Origin of the sequence: Mycobacterium scrofulaceum, assembly GCF_001667885.1 — a bacterium.
Taxonomy (GTDB): domain Bacteria; phylum Actinomycetota; class Actinomycetes; order Mycobacteriales; family Mycobacteriaceae; genus Mycobacterium; species Mycobacterium scrofulaceum_C.
In genome coordinates this window covers 19,016-33,901 of record NZ_LZJW01000147.1, presented here as the reverse complement: position 1 = coordinate 33,901, position 14,886 = coordinate 19,016, and the positions used below count along the sequence as shown (strand labels likewise).

13 protein-coding genes are annotated in these 14,886 nt (G+C 67.2%); 4 read left to right on the top strand and 9 right to left on the bottom strand.

The genetic code is table 11. The annotated features are described in order from the left end of the window. The first annotated feature begins 35 nt into the window (after window positions 1-35). Window positions 36-3,209, top strand: coding sequence for an adenylate/guanylate cyclase domain-containing protein (locus A5681_RS21040; RefSeq protein ID WP_067279756.1), 3,174 nt, complete (start codon window positions 36-38; stop codon window positions 3,207-3,209). Window positions 3,210-3,223: 14 nt separating this feature from the next. Here A5681_RS21040 and cwsA read toward each other — a convergent pair whose 3' ends face one another. Continuing rightward, the gene (gene cwsA, locus A5681_RS21035; protein ID WP_067279752.1) at window positions 3,224-3,658 is read right to left on the bottom strand and encodes a cell wall synthesis protein CwsA; all 435 of its coding nucleotides are present in this window, start codon (window positions 3,656-3,658) and stop codon (window positions 3,224-3,226) included. A gap of 129 nt (window positions 3,659-3,787) precedes the next feature. Here cwsA and A5681_RS21030 point away from each other — a divergent pair, with 129 nt between their 5' ends. Next, a complete protein-coding gene (locus A5681_RS21030; RefSeq protein WP_046183029.1) occupies window positions 3,788-4,336 on the top strand; it encodes a peptidylprolyl isomerase in 549 nt (182 codons plus the stop codon). Between the two features lie 22 nt (window positions 4,337-4,358). Here the strand turns inward: A5681_RS21030 and A5681_RS21025 are convergent, their stop codons facing one another. Then, window positions 4,359-4,784 carry a PH domain-containing protein gene (locus tag A5681_RS21025; RefSeq protein WP_067279748.1) on the bottom strand — a complete coding sequence of 142 codons (426 nt, stop codon included), beginning with the start codon at window positions 4,782-4,784 and terminating at the stop codon, window positions 4,359-4,361. 155 nt (window positions 4,785-4,939) lie between these two features. Next, on the bottom strand, window positions 4,940-5,221 hold the full coding sequence (crgA, locus tag A5681_RS21020) for a cell division protein CrgA (RefSeq protein WP_066992724.1): 282 nt from the start codon (window positions 5,219-5,221) through the stop codon (window positions 4,940-4,942). Window positions 5,222-5,339: 118 nt separating this feature from the next. Here crgA and A5681_RS21015 point away from each other — a divergent pair, with 118 nt between their 5' ends. Next, window positions 5,340-6,083, top strand: coding sequence for a DUF881 domain-containing protein (locus tag A5681_RS21015; protein ID WP_067279745.1), 744 nt, complete (start codon window positions 5,340-5,342; stop codon window positions 6,081-6,083). A 26-nt stretch (window positions 6,084-6,109) separates the two neighbouring features. Next, window positions 6,110-6,796, top strand: coding sequence for an aminodeoxychorismate/anthranilate synthase component II (locus tag A5681_RS21010; protein ID WP_067279741.1), 687 nt, complete (start codon window positions 6,110-6,112; stop codon window positions 6,794-6,796). On the opposite strand, the gene pknB is transcribed toward A5681_RS21010, so the two are convergent. The 6 genes from pknB to A5681_RS20980 are packed head-to-tail and all read right to left on the bottom strand — an operon-like array spanning window position 6,774 to window position 14,832. Next, window positions 6,774-8,648 (bottom strand): Stk1 family PASTA domain-containing Ser/Thr kinase, encoded by a 1,875-nt coding sequence (gene pknB, locus A5681_RS21005; RefSeq protein WP_067279737.1) that lies wholly within the window; start codon window positions 8,646-8,648, stop codon window positions 6,774-6,776. The two genes, A5681_RS21010 and pknB, sit on opposite strands and share 23 nt — an antisense overlap. Continuing rightward, window positions 8,645-9,973, bottom strand: a complete 1,329-nt coding sequence (locus tag A5681_RS21000) for a serine/threonine-protein kinase (protein WP_067279734.1) — start codon at window positions 9,971-9,973, stop codon at window positions 8,645-8,647. The genes pknB and A5681_RS21000 overlap by 4 nt, the downstream gene beginning before the upstream one ends. Beyond that, window positions 9,970-11,448, bottom strand: a complete 1,479-nt coding sequence (gene pbpA / locus A5681_RS20995; protein WP_067279731.1) for a D,D-transpeptidase PbpA — start codon at window positions 11,446-11,448, stop codon at window positions 9,970-9,972. Before pbpA ends, A5681_RS21000 begins: the two co-directional genes overlap by 4 nt. After that, window positions 11,445-12,854, bottom strand: coding sequence for an FtsW/RodA/SpoVE family cell cycle protein (locus A5681_RS20990; RefSeq protein WP_067279727.1), 1,410 nt, complete (start codon window positions 12,852-12,854; stop codon window positions 11,445-11,447). The genes pbpA and A5681_RS20990 overlap by 4 nt, the downstream gene beginning before the upstream one ends. Continuing rightward, window positions 12,851-14,368, bottom strand: coding sequence for a PP2C family protein-serine/threonine phosphatase (locus A5681_RS20985; RefSeq protein ID WP_067279723.1), 1,518 nt, complete (start codon window positions 14,366-14,368; stop codon window positions 12,851-12,853). The genes A5681_RS20990 and A5681_RS20985 overlap by 4 nt, the downstream gene beginning before the upstream one ends. Continuing rightward, window positions 14,365-14,832, bottom strand: a complete 468-nt coding sequence (locus A5681_RS20980; protein ID WP_046183038.1) for an FHA domain-containing protein FhaB/FipA — start codon at window positions 14,830-14,832, stop codon at window positions 14,365-14,367. Before A5681_RS20980 ends, A5681_RS20985 begins: the two co-directional genes overlap by 4 nt. Between the last annotated feature and the right edge of the window lie 54 nt (window positions 14,833-14,886).

The window sequence follows — 14,886 nt, the reverse complement described above, 5'->3', positions numbered from 1 at the left end:
AGCTAACGCGGGGGGCCGGGATTGGCGGAGGTCGGATGACTGCCGTAGCGGCGTGCCAGGCGTGCGGCACCGAGTTCCTCGAGAATGCTCGGTTTTGTCACGAATGTGGCTCACCGGTTGCCCAGCCCACCGCCCACGCGGAGTACAAGCAGGTGTCGGTGCTGTTCGCCGACGTCGTGCATTCCATGGACATCGCCGCGGCCGTCGGCGCGGAGCGGCTTCGTGAAATCATGGCCGAACTGTTCGACCGCTGCACCGACGTGGTGCACCGCTACGGCGGCACCGTGGACAAGTTCACCGGCGACGGGATCATGGCTGTCTTCGGCGCGCCCGTAGCGATGGAGGACCACGCGGTTCGTGCCTGCCTGACGGCGTTGGGGGTTCAGGAGGAGATCAAGCGGCTTGCCGAGGATGTCCGCCACCGCGACGGTGTGGATCTGCAGTTGCGGGTCGGTCTGAACTCGGGCCAGGTGATCGCGGGTGAGATCGGTTCGGGGCCGTTCCGCTACACCGCAATCGGCGAGCAAGTCGGAATGGCACAACGGATGGAATCCGTCGCGCCGCCGGGCGGGGTGATGCTGAGCGAATCCACCGCACGGCTCGTTCAGGAAGCCGCAGTTTTGGCTGACGTCGAGGAGGTGCATGTCAAGGGCAGCAACGCCCCGGTGCTGGCCCGTCGACTGCTCAGCCTGACCGGCGGCCCGCAACGAAGCCGGTCCCTGCAAGGCGCCTTGGTGGGGCGAGAGCTCGAAGTCTCGACTGTCTCAGGCCTTCTCGACCGGTCCATGAGCGGACGCGGATGCGTCGTCTGCGTCGCAGGGCCGCCAGGTATCGGCAAGACGCGGCTCGCTGACGAGGCTATCGCCATGGCACGGGACCGCGGCGTCGAAGTGTCGTCGGTGTTCTGTGAGTCGCATACCAGCGACGTCCCCTTTGTCGTGGCGGCACGGCTGCTCCGCGAAATCGCACGAATCACCGAGCTCGACGACGAGGCGGCCCGCGCACAGGTGCGCGAGAGCGTCCCCGAAGCCGCCGACGAGGACGTGCTGCTGCTCTATGACCTGATGGGCATTCGAGACCCCGAGACGCCGCCCCCAACGATTCATCCCGACGCACGGCGACGACGGCTGACCGCGTTGATCAATTCGCTATCGCTGAACCGCACGCAACCGGTCCTCTACGTCATCGAGGATGCGCATTGGATCGATGAGGTCAGCGAGTCATTGCTCTCCGAGCTACTGACCGTGATCCCCCAAACACCTTCGATGGTGTTGATCACGTACCGCCCCGAATACCGCGGTGCGCTCGCCAATGTTATTGGCTCTCAGGCAATTTCGCTCACGGCGCTGAGTGATTCGGAAACCGCGGCGCTGCTAGGCGAGTTGTTGGGCACCGATCCTTCGGTGGCCGGGATCAAAGCGTTGGTTGCCGAACGGGCCGGCGGGAACCCGTTTTTCGCACAAGAGATCGTGCGCGAGCTCGCCGAGCGGGGGGTACTCAAGGGCGACCGCGGCGGCTTCACCTGCGCCACAGACCCCGCCGACGTCACCGTTCCGGCCAGCCTGCAGGCCACGATCGCCGCCCGTATCGACCGTTTGGATCCGGAAGCCAAGCAGACACTGAACGCCGCCGCGGTGATCGGCTCACGGTTCACGCCCGAGTTGCTCGCCGCGGTGGGAAATGCCCCTGCGCTCGACGCCCTCGTGAGCGCCGAACTGATCGACCAGGTTCGTTTCACCCCCGGCGCCGAGTTCGCCTTCCGCCACCCGCTGATCCGCGCTGTCGCCTACGAGTCACAACTGAAATCCGATCGCGCCGAGATGCATCGGCGCCTCGCCGGCGCTATCGAGTCCCGCGAGCCGGAATCGGCCGACCAGAACGCCGCGTTGATCGCCGAGCATCTCGAGGCCGCGGGCGACTTGCACGATGCGTACGGCTGGCACATGCGCGCGGCCAAGTGGGCGACTTACCGTGACATCGCCGCGGCGCGGCTGAGTTGGGAAAGTGCCACCAGGATCGCCGACGCATTGACTGCCGATGAGCCGGATCTGGCGGCCATGTGCATTGCTCCTCGCACCATGTTGTGCGGGATCGCCTGGCGGCTGCACGTGAACAACGTCGGTGACCGCTTCGACGAGTTGCGCAAGTTGTGTAGCGCCGCCGGCGACAAGGCGTCGCTGGCCATCGCGATGGCGGGGCTGGTGGTGGACCACGCCTTCCAGGACAGGGTGCGCGAGGCGTCGAGGCTGGCTTCCGAAGCCATCGCCCTCATCGAGTCCATCGGGGACCCGACCCTGACGGTAGGGCTGTCTTTCACGCCGATCCGCGCCAAGATGGCAAGCGGCGAGTGGACCGAGATGCTTCGCCTGTCACAGCGGGTCATCGACCTGGCCGATGGCGACCCCGCGAAAGGCAATTTCCTGTTCGGGTCTCCCCTGGCGCTTGCCTTCGCGCAGCGGGCGACCGCCCGATACGCTCTGGGCCTTCCCGGCTGGCAAGATGATCAGCAGCGCGGCTTGGCCGTGGCGCACGGCGCCGACTCGCTGTCCTACGTCACCGTCGCCAGCTACGTGTACACCGCCGCGATACCGGCCGGCGCGTTGCGGCCGGACGATTCCGTGATTTGCGAAATCGAGGATGCACTGGCGATCGCCGAACGATCCGGGGACAACCTCCAGTTGGGTGTCGCATGGCTGACCTTGGGGCTTGCCCTGCTGCACCGCACCACGGAAGCGGATCGTGATCGCGGGCAGAAGCTTCTGGCGGAGGTCCGCGAGGTGTTCCTGCGCGGGGGTCACTTCCTGTGCGATCTGCCGATGATCGATGTGTACGTAGCGCGTCAGGCGGCGCGCCGTGGGGAGCATGACCAAGCGATACCGCTGATGTCTGCCGCTGTCGACCACCTCGCCCAGGGCGGCCAGCTGCTGTCCTGGGGCATTCTGACGACTGGGGTGCTGGTGGAGACGTTGCTCGACCGGGGAAGCGACCGTGACATCGCCGATGCCGAGGCCGCAATCGAGCGGTTGGCGAACGCGCCGGCTGATCAGGGCCTGGCGATACGTGAAATTTGGCTGCACCGGATGCGCGCCCTTCTGGCGCGGGCGCGAGGCGAGGGGAAGGCCTACTCGCGAATCAGAGATCGCTACCGCGACATGGCGAAAACGCTTGGCTTCGAAGGACACACCGACTGGGCCGAGGCGATGCGGTAGGCGCCGGTCGTTCGTCAGGGGCGTGGCTGAACGTCGACACTGGGCGGCCGCGACTGCGGCTCCTGAGGCTTCGCCCGCACCGAGCGCCGGACAAGGCTGAACGCGACGGCGCCGCCGGCGAGGACCACGACGGCCGCCCCCGCGAACACCAGCGGACGTTTGGTGCGGCGCTGCGCGCGCCGCGCGTCCTGCAGCGCCTGAGGCAGGTTCGAAACAACCTCCTGGGCGGCCGCCAGTTCCTGCGCAAGGGTCTCTTGGGCAGCGGCGAGTTCCTTGGCCAGACGCCCCTCTTGATACTTGCGGCGAATCTGCGACGCGGTCGACTGCGCCGACTGGGCACCCAGGCCGACGACTCCCCGCGCCACGTCCACCGGGCCCACCGTCGAGTAGGTCAGCCCGCGAGCCAGTCGCTCCCGCGGGGACAGCCGGGATTCCGCCTTCGCCCTCATCTGTCGCCTTTCTGTGCGTGCTGAACAGACTGCCAGCATAGGGACACCAGCGGAACTGTTGTGCGCGCGCCGCCTTTTCGTTCGCCGCTCGGCTCGGGGTGACACCGGGTGCGGGCATCTCCACGCGGAGTGGCAGACTCTCATGCCGTGACCAACAGCCCCTTTCAGACCGCTACCGCCACGCTCCACACCAACCGCGGCGACATCAAAGTCGCTCTGTTCGGAAACCACGCGCCCAAGACCGTCGCCAACTTCGTTGGCCTGGCGCAGGGCACCAAGGAGTACTCGACCCAGAACGCATCGGGCGGGTCTTCCGGTCCGTTCTACGATGGCGCGGTCTTCCACCGGGTGATCCAGGGCTTCATGATCCAAGGTGGCGACCCGACCGGAACCGGTCGCGGCGGCCCGGGCTACAAGTTCGCCGACGAGTTCCACCCCGAACTGCAATTCGACAAGCCGTACCTGCTGGCCATGGCGAACGCCGGCCCGGGCACCAACGGCTCGCAGTTCTTCATCACGGTCGGCAAGACTCCGCACCTGAACCGCCGGCACACCATCTTCGGTGAAGTGACGGACCCGGAGTCGCAGCGCGTGGTCGAGGCGATCGCGACGACGTCCACTGACAGCAACGACCGGCCCACCGAGCCGGTCGTGATCGAGTCGATCACTATCTCCTAAACCGGGCCGCTCCCTCGACCGGTCAACGCGGGCTTCGGCCGGCGTAGCCGGCGGTCGTCAGCGCGTCGAGCACCTCCAACGGATCCGTCCCGAGGTCCCACCGAGAGAACAGCACCAGGCCGTCGTCTGCCGTTTCGACCTCGAGCAGCCGCACCTTGCGTGCGTAGCGGCGGAACTCGGTGATCCGGATGATCTTGATGTCGGTCGGCCGTAATAACTGCGTCCGGAACCATCCTCGGAGCGCCAAGCCGTCTGCGGTAATTGCCAGCTTGGGCCGCGCCCGCCACGTCGCGCCCGCAAACAAGAGCAGACCCGCCGCGGCAATCCCGGTCAGAATGCGCCCCGGCACGTCTGTGACCACGGTCACAGAGGCGATAGCCATCAGAACGCCCGCGGCTCCACAACCAGCGATTCCCGCGAGGCGAGGCTCCCATTGTGTTTGCTGCATGCGCTACTCAAGGCCTCCCACCACGGCCTATGGAGTTATCCACAGACGCTATCAACAGTGGGGATAAATCACACGCGTGTGATTGGGTGGTTGCGATGTTGCTGGCGCAGTAACGGGACAACCAGAAAATAAATTCATTCCGCTGCCAGGCTCGCTCAGTGCCAGCGCATCGTCAGCAACAAGCCGGTGATCATGAAAGCGAACGCGATGGCGTAGTTCCACGGCCCCAGTTGCGCCATCCAGTTCAGCGCGGTCGGTGCCTGGCTCCCGACGGCCGCCAGCTGGAACACCATCAGCCAGATCAGTCCGATCAACATGAGACCAACGAACAGGGCGACGAACCACACGCTCGACGGTCCGACCTTCACCTTGACCGGCGTGCGGCTGACCGCGCTGACCGTGAAGTCATTCTTCTTGCGGACCTTGGACTTGGGCATGATTACCTCAACAAGACGGTGAGCGGGACGGGGTGCAACGATAACGACCGCAGCTGCACGCACAGCTTGGCTACGAGACTAACTCACCTGGGCCGCCGACCAGGAAATTGGAGAGCAGATGAGCGACGAGGGCCGGTCACCCTGGCGCTTCGGCGTCCCGCTGGTGTGCTTGCTGGCGGGATTGCTCCTCGCCGCCACGCACGGGGTGTCCGGCGGCGCCGAGATCCGCCGCAGTGACGCGCCCCGGCTGGTCGACCTGGTCCGAGAGGCCCAGGCATCGGTCAATCATCTCAACGCCCAACGCGACGAGCTATCCGGCAAGATCGACGCCGCGCACGGACGCTCCTCGGACCTGGCCTTGGCGGCGATGCTGCGACGCTCCGCCGAACTGGCCGCCGACGCCGGCATGAACCCGGTGCATGGCCCGGGGTTGACCGTGACTCTGGAGGATGCGCCCCGCGACGCCAACGGCCGTTTCCCGCGGGATGCCTCGCCCGACGACCTGGTGGTGCACCAGCAGGACATCGAGGCGGTGCTCAACGCGTTGTGGAGCGCCGGCGCGGAGGCGATTCAGATGCAGGACCAGCGCATCATCGCCACCTCGGTGCCCCGCTGCGTCGGCAACACGCTCCTGCTCAACGGCCGGACCTACAGCCCGCCCTACACAATCACCGCGATCGGCAACGCGGCCGCCATGCAGGCCGCCCTGGCCGCCGCTCCCCTGGTCACCCTGTACCGCCAATACGTGGTCCGATTCGGGCTCGGCTACCGCGAAGAGGTCAAGCCGGACGTGCAGATCGTCGGCCACACCGAGCCGGATCGGCTGCATTTCGCGCAGCCGATGGGAACCATCGGCTACTGATTTCCGCCGGACGGTAACCTGGCACGGTGCGGATCCTGGTCGTCGACAACTACGACAGCTTCGTGTTCAACCTGGTGCAATACATGGGCCAGCTGGGCGTCGAGGCCGAGGTGTGGCGCAACGACGACGCCAGACTCTCCGACGAGCCCGCCATCGCTCAGCGATTCGACGGTGTGCTGCTCAGCCCCGGCCCGGGCACCCCGGAACGCGCGGGTGCGTCCATCGGACTGGTGAGCGCGTGCGCCGCCGAGCGCACCCCGCTACTCGGAGTCTGCCTCGGTCATCAAGCCATCGGGGTCGCCTTCGGCGCGACCGTGGACCGCGCCCCCGAGCTGCTGCACGGCAAGACCAGCAGCGTCTTTCACACGAATGCCGGTGTGCTGCAAGGGCTTCCGGATCCCTTCACGGCGACCCGCTACCACTCGCTGACCATCCTTCCAGAGTCGCTTCCCCCGGTGCTCGAGGTAACGGCCCGCACCCGCGGCGGCGTCATCATGGGCGTGCGGCACCGGGAGTTGCCGATTCACGGCGTCCAGTTCCATCCCGAGTCGATCCTGACCGAGGGTGGACATCGAATGCTCGCGAACTGGCTGGCCTACTGCGGATGGGCCCGCAATGACACGCTGGTGCGCCGGCTCGAGAACGAGGTCCGGGCGGCGGTGCAGCCGTACCTGCCGGCCGATCCGGCGGCTACTGGCCGAACTTCAGCGTGATGATCCCGTCCCGGTTGCAGCCGGTGCCGGCCGGCGGATTCTGATACACCACCCGGTGCGACTGGGAGCCACCCGCGTCCACGTCGGCGCCCTTGTCCAGCACGCCCGTCCAGCCCAGCGCCCGTAACCGCGGCTCGGCGTCGGTCCAGAACATCCCGCTCAGGTCGGGCATCACGAACTGGTTGCCCTTGGATACCTGCAACTCGATCACCGAATCCACCGGAACCGTCTGGCCCTTAGGCGGATTCGTACCGATCACCTCCCCCGCGGGGCGGGTGCTGTCCACCTGCGCCTGGGTGACCTTGGTGAAGCCGTAGACCGTGAGGTTCTTCTGCGCGACGTCGACGGTCTGGCCGGCGACGTCGGGCACCTGCTTGGTCTCGGGCCCGGAGCCGACGATCACCGTGATCACGTTGGTGATCGCGGACGTCTGGTTGGCAGGCGGGTTGGTGCCGATCACCTTGCCCAGCAACTCGGGACTCGACGGCGAGTTGGCCTGCTTGAATTTGCTGAATCCCGCGGCCTTGAGCTTGCTGACCGCGTCGGAGTAACTCAGCGAGGAGACGTCGGGCACTTCGCGCTGCTCGGGACCCGTCGACACGTTGATCGTGATCTCATCGCCCGCGCTCACCGATGCGTTCGCGCCGGGATCGGTGCTGATGACGTGGTCGGGCGGGATCGTCGAGTCGGGCTTTTGCAGGGTACGCGTCTTGAAGCCGCGATTCTGCAGCGCCGCAATCGCATCGGCGGACACTTGGCCACGCATGTCGGGCACCTGGACATCGCGGGTGGTGCCGCCGAAGGTGTTGAAGGCGATGACGACGACGATCGTCAGCACCGCGAGTGCGGCGACCGCGACGATCCACCGGCCGACCCCACCGCCGTCGCCGTCGTCGATGCGACGAAGGGGTTGCCGGGGCAGCGGATCGGTGCGCGGTCCGGGCTGGTTTGCGCCGGAGGCGATCAGGCCGCTGCGGTCGGCGTCGGTGAGCACCTTGGGCGCCTCGGGGGGTTCGCCGTTGTGCACCCGCACCAGGTCGGCGCGCATCTCGGCCGCGGTCTGGTAGCGGTTGTCCGGGTTCTTGGCCAACGCCTTGAGCACGACCGCGTCGAGGTCGGCGGAGATGCCCTCGTGCCGCTGCGACGGCGGAATCGGGTCCTCCCGCACGTGCTGGTAGGCGACCGCGACGGGCGAGTCCCCGGTGAAAGGCGGTTCGCCCGTGAGGATTTCGTAGAGCACACAGCCCAGCGAATAGACGTCGGACCGGGCGTCCACGGTGTCGCCGCGGGCCTGCTCGGGCGAGAGGTACTGGGCCGTCCCGATCACGGCGGCGGTCTGGGTGACGCTGTTGCCGCTGTCGGCGATCGCCCGCGCGATGCCGAAGTCCATCACCTTGACCGCGTTGGTGTTGCTGATCATGATGTTGGCCGGCTTGACGTCGCGGTGGATGATGCCGTTCTGGTGGCTGAAGTTCAGCGCCTGGCAGGCGTCGGCGATGATCTCGATCGCGCGGCGCGGGGGCAGCGGGCCGTCGGTGTGCACGATGTCGCGCAGGGTGACGCCGTCGACGTACTCCATGACGATGTAGGGCAGCGGACCCGTCGGGGTCTCCGCCTCGCCGGTGTCGTACACCGCGACGATGGACGGGTGGTTGAGCGCGGCGGCGTTCTGGGCCTCGCGACGGAACCGGAGATAAAAACTGGGATCGCGGGCCAGGTCGGCGCGCAGCACTTTGACCGCTACATCGCGGTGTAACCGGACGTCGCGGGCCAGGTGAACCTCGGACATGCCCCCGAAGCCGAGGATTTCGCCCAGTTCATAGCGGTCAGAGAGGTGCTGAGGGGTGGTCATCGTGATATCTCGTGTCGGGCCGGTGACGCGCTGGGCGTCAGTGGTTCACCCCACCCGTGCTCGGCCGGCCCTCGTTGCAGTCCAGAATTCCCTATCGTCGGTCGATCCGTCCAATTCAGCCGCAGCGACGGGCCGGACGCGGAACCGCTCGGGGTGTTGGTCGGCGGCGGCGCCGGCGGACTCCCGGTGTCGGTGACCGTCGGTGGAGGCGGCTGCTGCTGGGTATCGGCACGGGAATTGATGACGATGAGCACCGCAATGATGATCGCCAGCGCCCCGAGCACTCCGGCGGCCCACAACAACGCCCGCTGGCCCGACGAAAAGGTGCGCCGGGCCGGGGGTGGCCGATGGCCGCCGGTGGCGGGCCGGGATCGGCGCGGCGCCGCGGCGCGGGTGCTGGACACCGCTGCGGCCCTGGTCGTCGGGCTCGACGGAATGGCCGCCGGCGACGCCCGTCCGGGCGGCGGGGATTGGCTGGGTCGCGGCGGACGCCGTCCGGCCCGCACCGCCGCCACGGCATCCGCGAACGGGCCGCCGCTGCGGTAACGCATCGCCGGGTTCTTGACCAGCGTGATCTCGATCAGTTCCCGCACGTTGGGCGGCAACTCCGCGGGCAGCGGCGGCGGGGGTTCCTTGATGTGTTTCATCGCCACCGTCAGCGCACCGTCACCGGTGAACGGCCGCTTGCCCGACACGACCTCGTAGCCGACGACTCCGAGGGAATACACGTCGCTGGCGGGGGTCGCGTCATGGCCCAGTGCCTGCTCGGGGGCGATGTATTGGGCGGTGCCCATCACCATCCCCGTCTGCGTGACGGGCGCGGCGTCGACGGCCTTGGCGATGCCGAAGTCGGTGATCTTCACCTGGCCCGTCGGCGTGATCAGGATGTTGCCGGGCTTGACGTCGCGGTGCACCAGGCCCGCCGCGTGTGCCACCTGCAGCGCGCGCCCAGTCTGCTCGAGCATGTCCAGCGCGTGCCGCAACGACAGCCGGCCCGTGCGCTTGAGCACCGAGTTCAGCGGCTCGCCGTTGACCAGCTCCATCACCAGGTAGGCGGTGCGCCCCTCGCCATCCAGTTGGCTTTCGCCGTAGTCGTGGACCTGGGCGATGCCGGGATGGTTGAGCATCGCGGTGGTGCGCGCCTCGGCGCGGAACCGCTCGATGAACTCCGGATCCTGGGAGAACTCCTGCTTGAGCACCTTGACCGCGACCCGCCGGCCGAGCCGGCTGTCCACCGCCTCCCACACTTGGCCCATGCCGCCGGTGGCGATCAGGCGCTGCAGGCGGTATCTGCCAGACAGCGTCACACCAACTCGCGGGCTCATGGTCCTCCCTGTAGCGCGGCTTGGATCACAGCCCGTCCGATGGGCGCGGCGAGTGCACCTCCCGTCGCGGACAGGCGGTCGCCGCCATTCTCCACCAACACTGCCACGGCGACTCTCGGCGTCTGCGCGGGCGCGAAGGCGATGTACCACGCGTGCGGCGGCGTATGACGCGGATCGGTGCCATGCTCTGCGGTACCAGTCTTCGATGCGATCTGCACGCCGGGAATGGCCCCTTTCTGCTGTGCGACCTTCTCGGCGCCGACCATCAGCTCTGTTAGCTTAGCGGCGACCTGGGGCGACACCGCGCGGCGCTGCTGATAGGGAACGGTGGTGCTGATGTTGGCCAGATCTGGGCCCTTGAGGCTGTCGATCAGGTAGGGCTGCATCTGTACCCCGCCGTTCGCGATGGTCGCGGCGATCTCGGCGTTCTGCAGCGGGGTCAGCGCGACGTCCTTCTGGCCGATGCTGGACATGCCCAGGGCGGCGGCGTCCGGGATGATCCCGATGGTTGACTCGGCGACCTGCAGCGGGATGACGCTCGGGGTGGTGTCCAGGCCGAACGCGCGCGCCATGCTGCGCAAGGCGTCGGCGCCGGTATGCATACCGAGCTGGACGAACGCGGTGTTGCACGACAGGGCGAACGCCTGCTTCAGCGACACCGTGGCCTCGCTGCCGCAAGGCTGGCCGCCGTAGTTCTCCAACGTCGCGGTGCTGTCGGGTAGCGCGATCGAGGGCGCCGCGGTCAACTGCTCGGCGTCGGTCGCGCCGGCCTGCAGTGCCGCTGCGGTAGTCACCACCTTGAACGTGGACCCGGGCGGGTAGGTCTCCGAGATGGCGCGGTTGGTCATCGGATTGTCGGGGTCGTCGCGAAGCCGCTGCCATGCCTGCGCCTGCACCTCGGGATCATGCGACGACAGCAGATTGGGGTCATAGGACGGCGACGACACCATCGCCAGGATCTTGCCCGTGGACGGCTCGAGGGCGACGACGGCGCCCTTGCACGGCGGGCCGCCACAGCCCTGCTGCATCGCGTCCCAGCCGGCCTGCTGCACGCGCGGCCGGATCGTCGTGTCCACGTTCCCGCCGCGGGGATCGCGTCCGGTGAAGAAGTCGGCCAGGCGGCGGCCGAACAGCCGCTCGTCGGACCCGTTGAGCAGCGGGTCCTCGGCGCGCTCCAAGCCGGTGCTCGAATAGCGCAGGGAGTAGAAGCCGGTGACCGGCGCGTACACCGACGGGTTGGGGTACACGCGCAGGAAACGGAAGCGGCTGTCGGTGGCCGCGGAATAGGCCAGCAGTTGGCCGCCGGCGACGATTTGGCCGCGTTGACGCGAGTACTCGTCGAGCAGCACGCGTTGATTGCGCGGGTCGGCGCGCAGCGAGTCGGCGGCGAACACCTGCGTCATCGTCGCGTTGAGCAGGAGCAGCACGATCAACGCCATGACAGCGATCGAGATGCGGCGCAGAGAGGTGTTCATACCTTCTCGATCACCTCGGTGTTGGCGGCCGCGATCGGCGAATCCTTGCGTTCACGGCCCCGCAGCGGGTGCCGGGCGCTGTTCGAGATCCGGGCGAGGATGGCCAGCAGCACGTAGTTCGCCAGCAGCGACGATCCGCCGTAGGACATCCACGGTGTGGTCAGGCCGGTCAGCGGAATCAGCTGTGTCACACCGCCGACGACGATGAACAATTGGATGGCCAAGGTCGAGGCCAATCCCGCGGCCAGCAGCTTGCCGAAGCTGTCGCGTGTGGCGATGGCGGTGCGCATGCCGCGGACGATGACGATGGTATAGAGCATCAGGATGCTGGCGAGCCCGACGAGGCCGAGCTCCTCACCGAACGCGGCGATGATGAAGTCGGTTGACGCGGCCGGCACGGTATCGGGTTGGCCGTTGCCGAGCCCGGTGCCGAAGATGCCGCCGGTGGCAAAACTGAACAGCGACTGCACGATTTGGTAGCCACTGCCGTCGGGATCGGAGAACGGGTCCCACCACATCTGCACGCGGACCCGGACGTGCGCGAAGACGAAATACGCGATGACGCTGCCGACCGCGAACAGGACGAGGCCGATCACCACCCAGCTGAATCGCTGTGTCGCAAGGTAAACCACCACCAGAAACGACGCGTAAAGCAGCAGTGAGGTGCCGAGGTCCTTCTCGAAGGCCATCACGCCCACCGAGATCACCCAGGCGGCCAACAGCGGCGCGAGGTCGCGTGGTCGCGGCAGGGTCAGGCCCATGAAATGCTTACCGACGCTGGTGAATAGGCCCCGCTTGGCGATCAACACGGCGGAGAAGAAGATGAGCAGCAGGATCTTGGAGAATTCGGCGGGCTGAATTGAGAAGCCGGGGAAGCGAATCCAGATCTTTGCGCCATTCTGTTCGGACAGCGACGCGGGCAGCAGTGCGGGAATCACCAACAACACCAGGCCGGTGATTCCGCAGATGTAGCCGTACCGCGCGAGCTGCCGGTGGTCCTTCAAAAAGGTGACCACGAGCGCGAACGTGACCACCCCGACCAGGGTCCACATCATCTGCTGGGTAGCGCTGGGATGATGACGCCCGCTGAGCTGATTGTTCACCAGGTCGAGCCGATGGATCATCACCAGCCCAAGTCCGTTGAGCAGCGCCACAATTGGCAACAGCAGCGGATCGGTATAAGGAGCGAACCGCCGGATGGCAAGGTGCGCCGACCCGAACACGAGGAGGAATATCAGCCCGTAGCTGATGACGTTCCAGCGCAACACACGGTCCTGGTTTGCCTCGACGATCAACAACGCGGCGACGGTGATCGCTGCGGCGAAGCACAGCAGCAGCAGCTCGGCGTTGCGACGGGTGGGCAGCGGAGGCGTGACCGCGACGGGCGGCTGGAGTTGCGTCGTCATGCCACCGTCCGGCAGTCAATGCCCGGTTGAAGTGGAGGCGCTGGAAGCGCGGTGACCGTCTGCGATGTGGTCGTGGGGCCCGCCGGCGACGAGGGCGCGGGGCCGCCTGTGGCACTGCTGGGGGCTGGGGTGCTGGAGCCGGGAGGGGCGGTGGTTGGTGGCGTGGTCGGTGCTGGCGATGTCGCGACACTTGATTCGGGGGTGCCGCTCCCGGGGGCCGGTTGCCCCGGCGGCGACGTGGCGCGCGGCGACGGGCAGGTGGGCAATAGGTATTCGGCGAGCAATTGTCGCAGCTGTGACTCAGCCTGATCCAGGCTGCCGCCGGGCAGCCCCGTCTGGACCTGGACCTGTCCCGGCCGGCGCAGGTCACGCAGCGTCATCAGCTGACAGTTCGAGTGATCGGATTGCCCGTAGCTGATCAGGGAGAGTTCGTTGCGGGCGGTCAGACAGCCGACCAAGTAGGGCTGTTGCAGCGGCACGCCCAACAAGGATCCCTGGATCCCGCGGACGATCGAAACCCTGCCGTCGTACTCGGTGACGTAATAGTTGCGCTGAATGACCCACCATCCGATGGCCAGGCCGGAGAGGACGAAGAGCACCGCCAGCGTCACCACGAAGAACATCCGCCGCCGGGGCCACCGCGGCCGGCTCGGCGTTTCCGGTTGCGGCGCAACGCGTTTGGCCGCCTCTTCGCGCGGTCTGATCGCCGAGGCGCGGCCCGCCGAGGTGTTGGGCAACGTCATCTGGTCGTCGTCCCCGGAGACCGCACCGGCCAGGATCGGCTGGGTCTGGCCGTAGTCGTAGTCGACGACGTCGGCAACCACCACGGTCACGTTGTCCGGGCCGCCGCCGCGCAGCGCCAGCTCGATGAGGCGGTAGGCGGCCTCGGCGACGTCAGGGATCTGCAGCGCCTCGAGGATGGTCTCGTCGCTGACCGGGTCGCTGAGTCCATCGGAGCAGAGCAGGTAACGGTCACCCGCGCGCGCCTCGCGCATGGTCAACGTGGGTTCCACCTCGTGACCGGTCAGCGCGCGCATGATCAGCGACCGCTGCGGGTGGCTGTGTGCCTCTTCCCGGGTGATCCGGCCTTCGTCCACCAGCGTCTGGACGAACGTGTCGTCCTTGGTGATCTGCGTCAGCTCACCGTCGCGCAGCAGATAGCCACGCGAGTCGCCGATGTGGACCAAACCAATGCGGTCGCCCGCGAACAGGATTGCGGTGAGCGTGGTGCCCATTCCCTCGAGCTCGGGCTCGGCCTCCACCTGCGCCGCGATGGCAGCATTGCCGGAGCGCACCGCGGCGTCGAGCTTGGCCAACAGGTCGCCGCCGGGCTCGTCGTCGTCGAGATGGGCCAGTGCGGCGATCACCAACTGGGAGGCCACCTCGCCGGCGGCGTGGCCACCCATGCCGTCGGCAAGGGCGAGCAGCCGCGCACCGGCGTACACGGAGTCTTCGTTGTTGGAGCGCACCAGGCCGCGGTCGCTGCGCGCGGCATATCGCAGGACCAGCGTCACGGGCGCAACTCGATCGCCGTTTTGCCGATCCGAATCGGCGTCCCTATCGGAACTCGTACCGCAGTCGTCACCTTCGCCCTGTCAAGGTAAGTGCCGTTGGTCGATCCTAGATCCTCGACGTACCATTCCGAACCGCGCTGAGATAGGCGCGCATGCCGCGTCGAGGCGTAGTCGTCGGTCAGGACCAGCGTCGAGTCGTCAGCCCTTCCGATCAACACCGGCTGCCCGCTGAGTGTGATGCGCGCCCCCGCCAACGCGCCCTCGGTGACCACCAGGTAGCGCGCGGCGTGTCGGCGCTGCCGCGAGGGCAATAGGGTGCTGCGTAACGCCAAGCCGCGGCGCACCATGACGGCACCCGTGGGCGCGTAGATATCGGTCCGCAAAATCCGCAGCACGGACCAGATGAATACCCATAGCAACATTAAAAATCCGGCGCGCGTCAGCTGCAGTACGAGTCCCTGCATCTGGCGTCCTTTCCGTCCTGGCCCCACACTCCAGCGTCCCCCCTGGCGCCCGTG

Coding starts and splice junctions, on each gene's coding strand:
- A5681_RS21040 (WP_067279756.1), top strand. CDS start 36: ATGACTGCCGTAGCGGCGTGCCAGGCGTGCGGCACCGAGTTCCTCGAG.
- cwsA (WP_067279752.1), bottom strand. CDS start 3,658: ATGAGGGCGAAGGCGGAATCCCGGCTGTCCCCGCGGGAGCGACTGGCT.
- A5681_RS21025 (WP_067279748.1), bottom strand. CDS start 4,784: ATGCAGCAAACACAATGGGAGCCTCGCCTCGCGGGAATCGCTGGTTGT.
- crgA (WP_066992724.1), bottom strand. CDS start 5,221: ATGCCCAAGTCCAAGGTCCGCAAGAAGAATGACTTCACGGTCAGCGCG.
- A5681_RS21015 (WP_067279745.1), top strand. CDS start 5,340: ATGAGCGACGAGGGCCGGTCACCCTGGCGCTTCGGCGTCCCGCTGGTG.
- pknB (WP_067279737.1), bottom strand. CDS start 8,648: ATGACCACCCCTCAGCACCTCTCTGACCGCTATGAACTGGGCGAAATC.
- A5681_RS21000 (WP_067279734.1), bottom strand. CDS start 9,973: ATGAGCCCGCGAGTTGGTGTGACGCTGTCTGGCAGATACCGCCTGCAG.
- pbpA (WP_067279731.1), bottom strand. CDS start 11,448: ATGAACACCTCTCTGCGCCGCATCTCGATCGCTGTCATGGCGTTGATC.
- A5681_RS20990 (WP_067279727.1), bottom strand. CDS start 12,854: ATGACGACGCAACTCCAGCCGCCCGTCGCGGTCACGCCTCCGCTGCCC.
- A5681_RS20980 (WP_046183038.1), bottom strand. CDS start 14,832: ATGCAGGGACTCGTACTGCAGCTGACGCGCGCCGGATTTTTAATGTTG.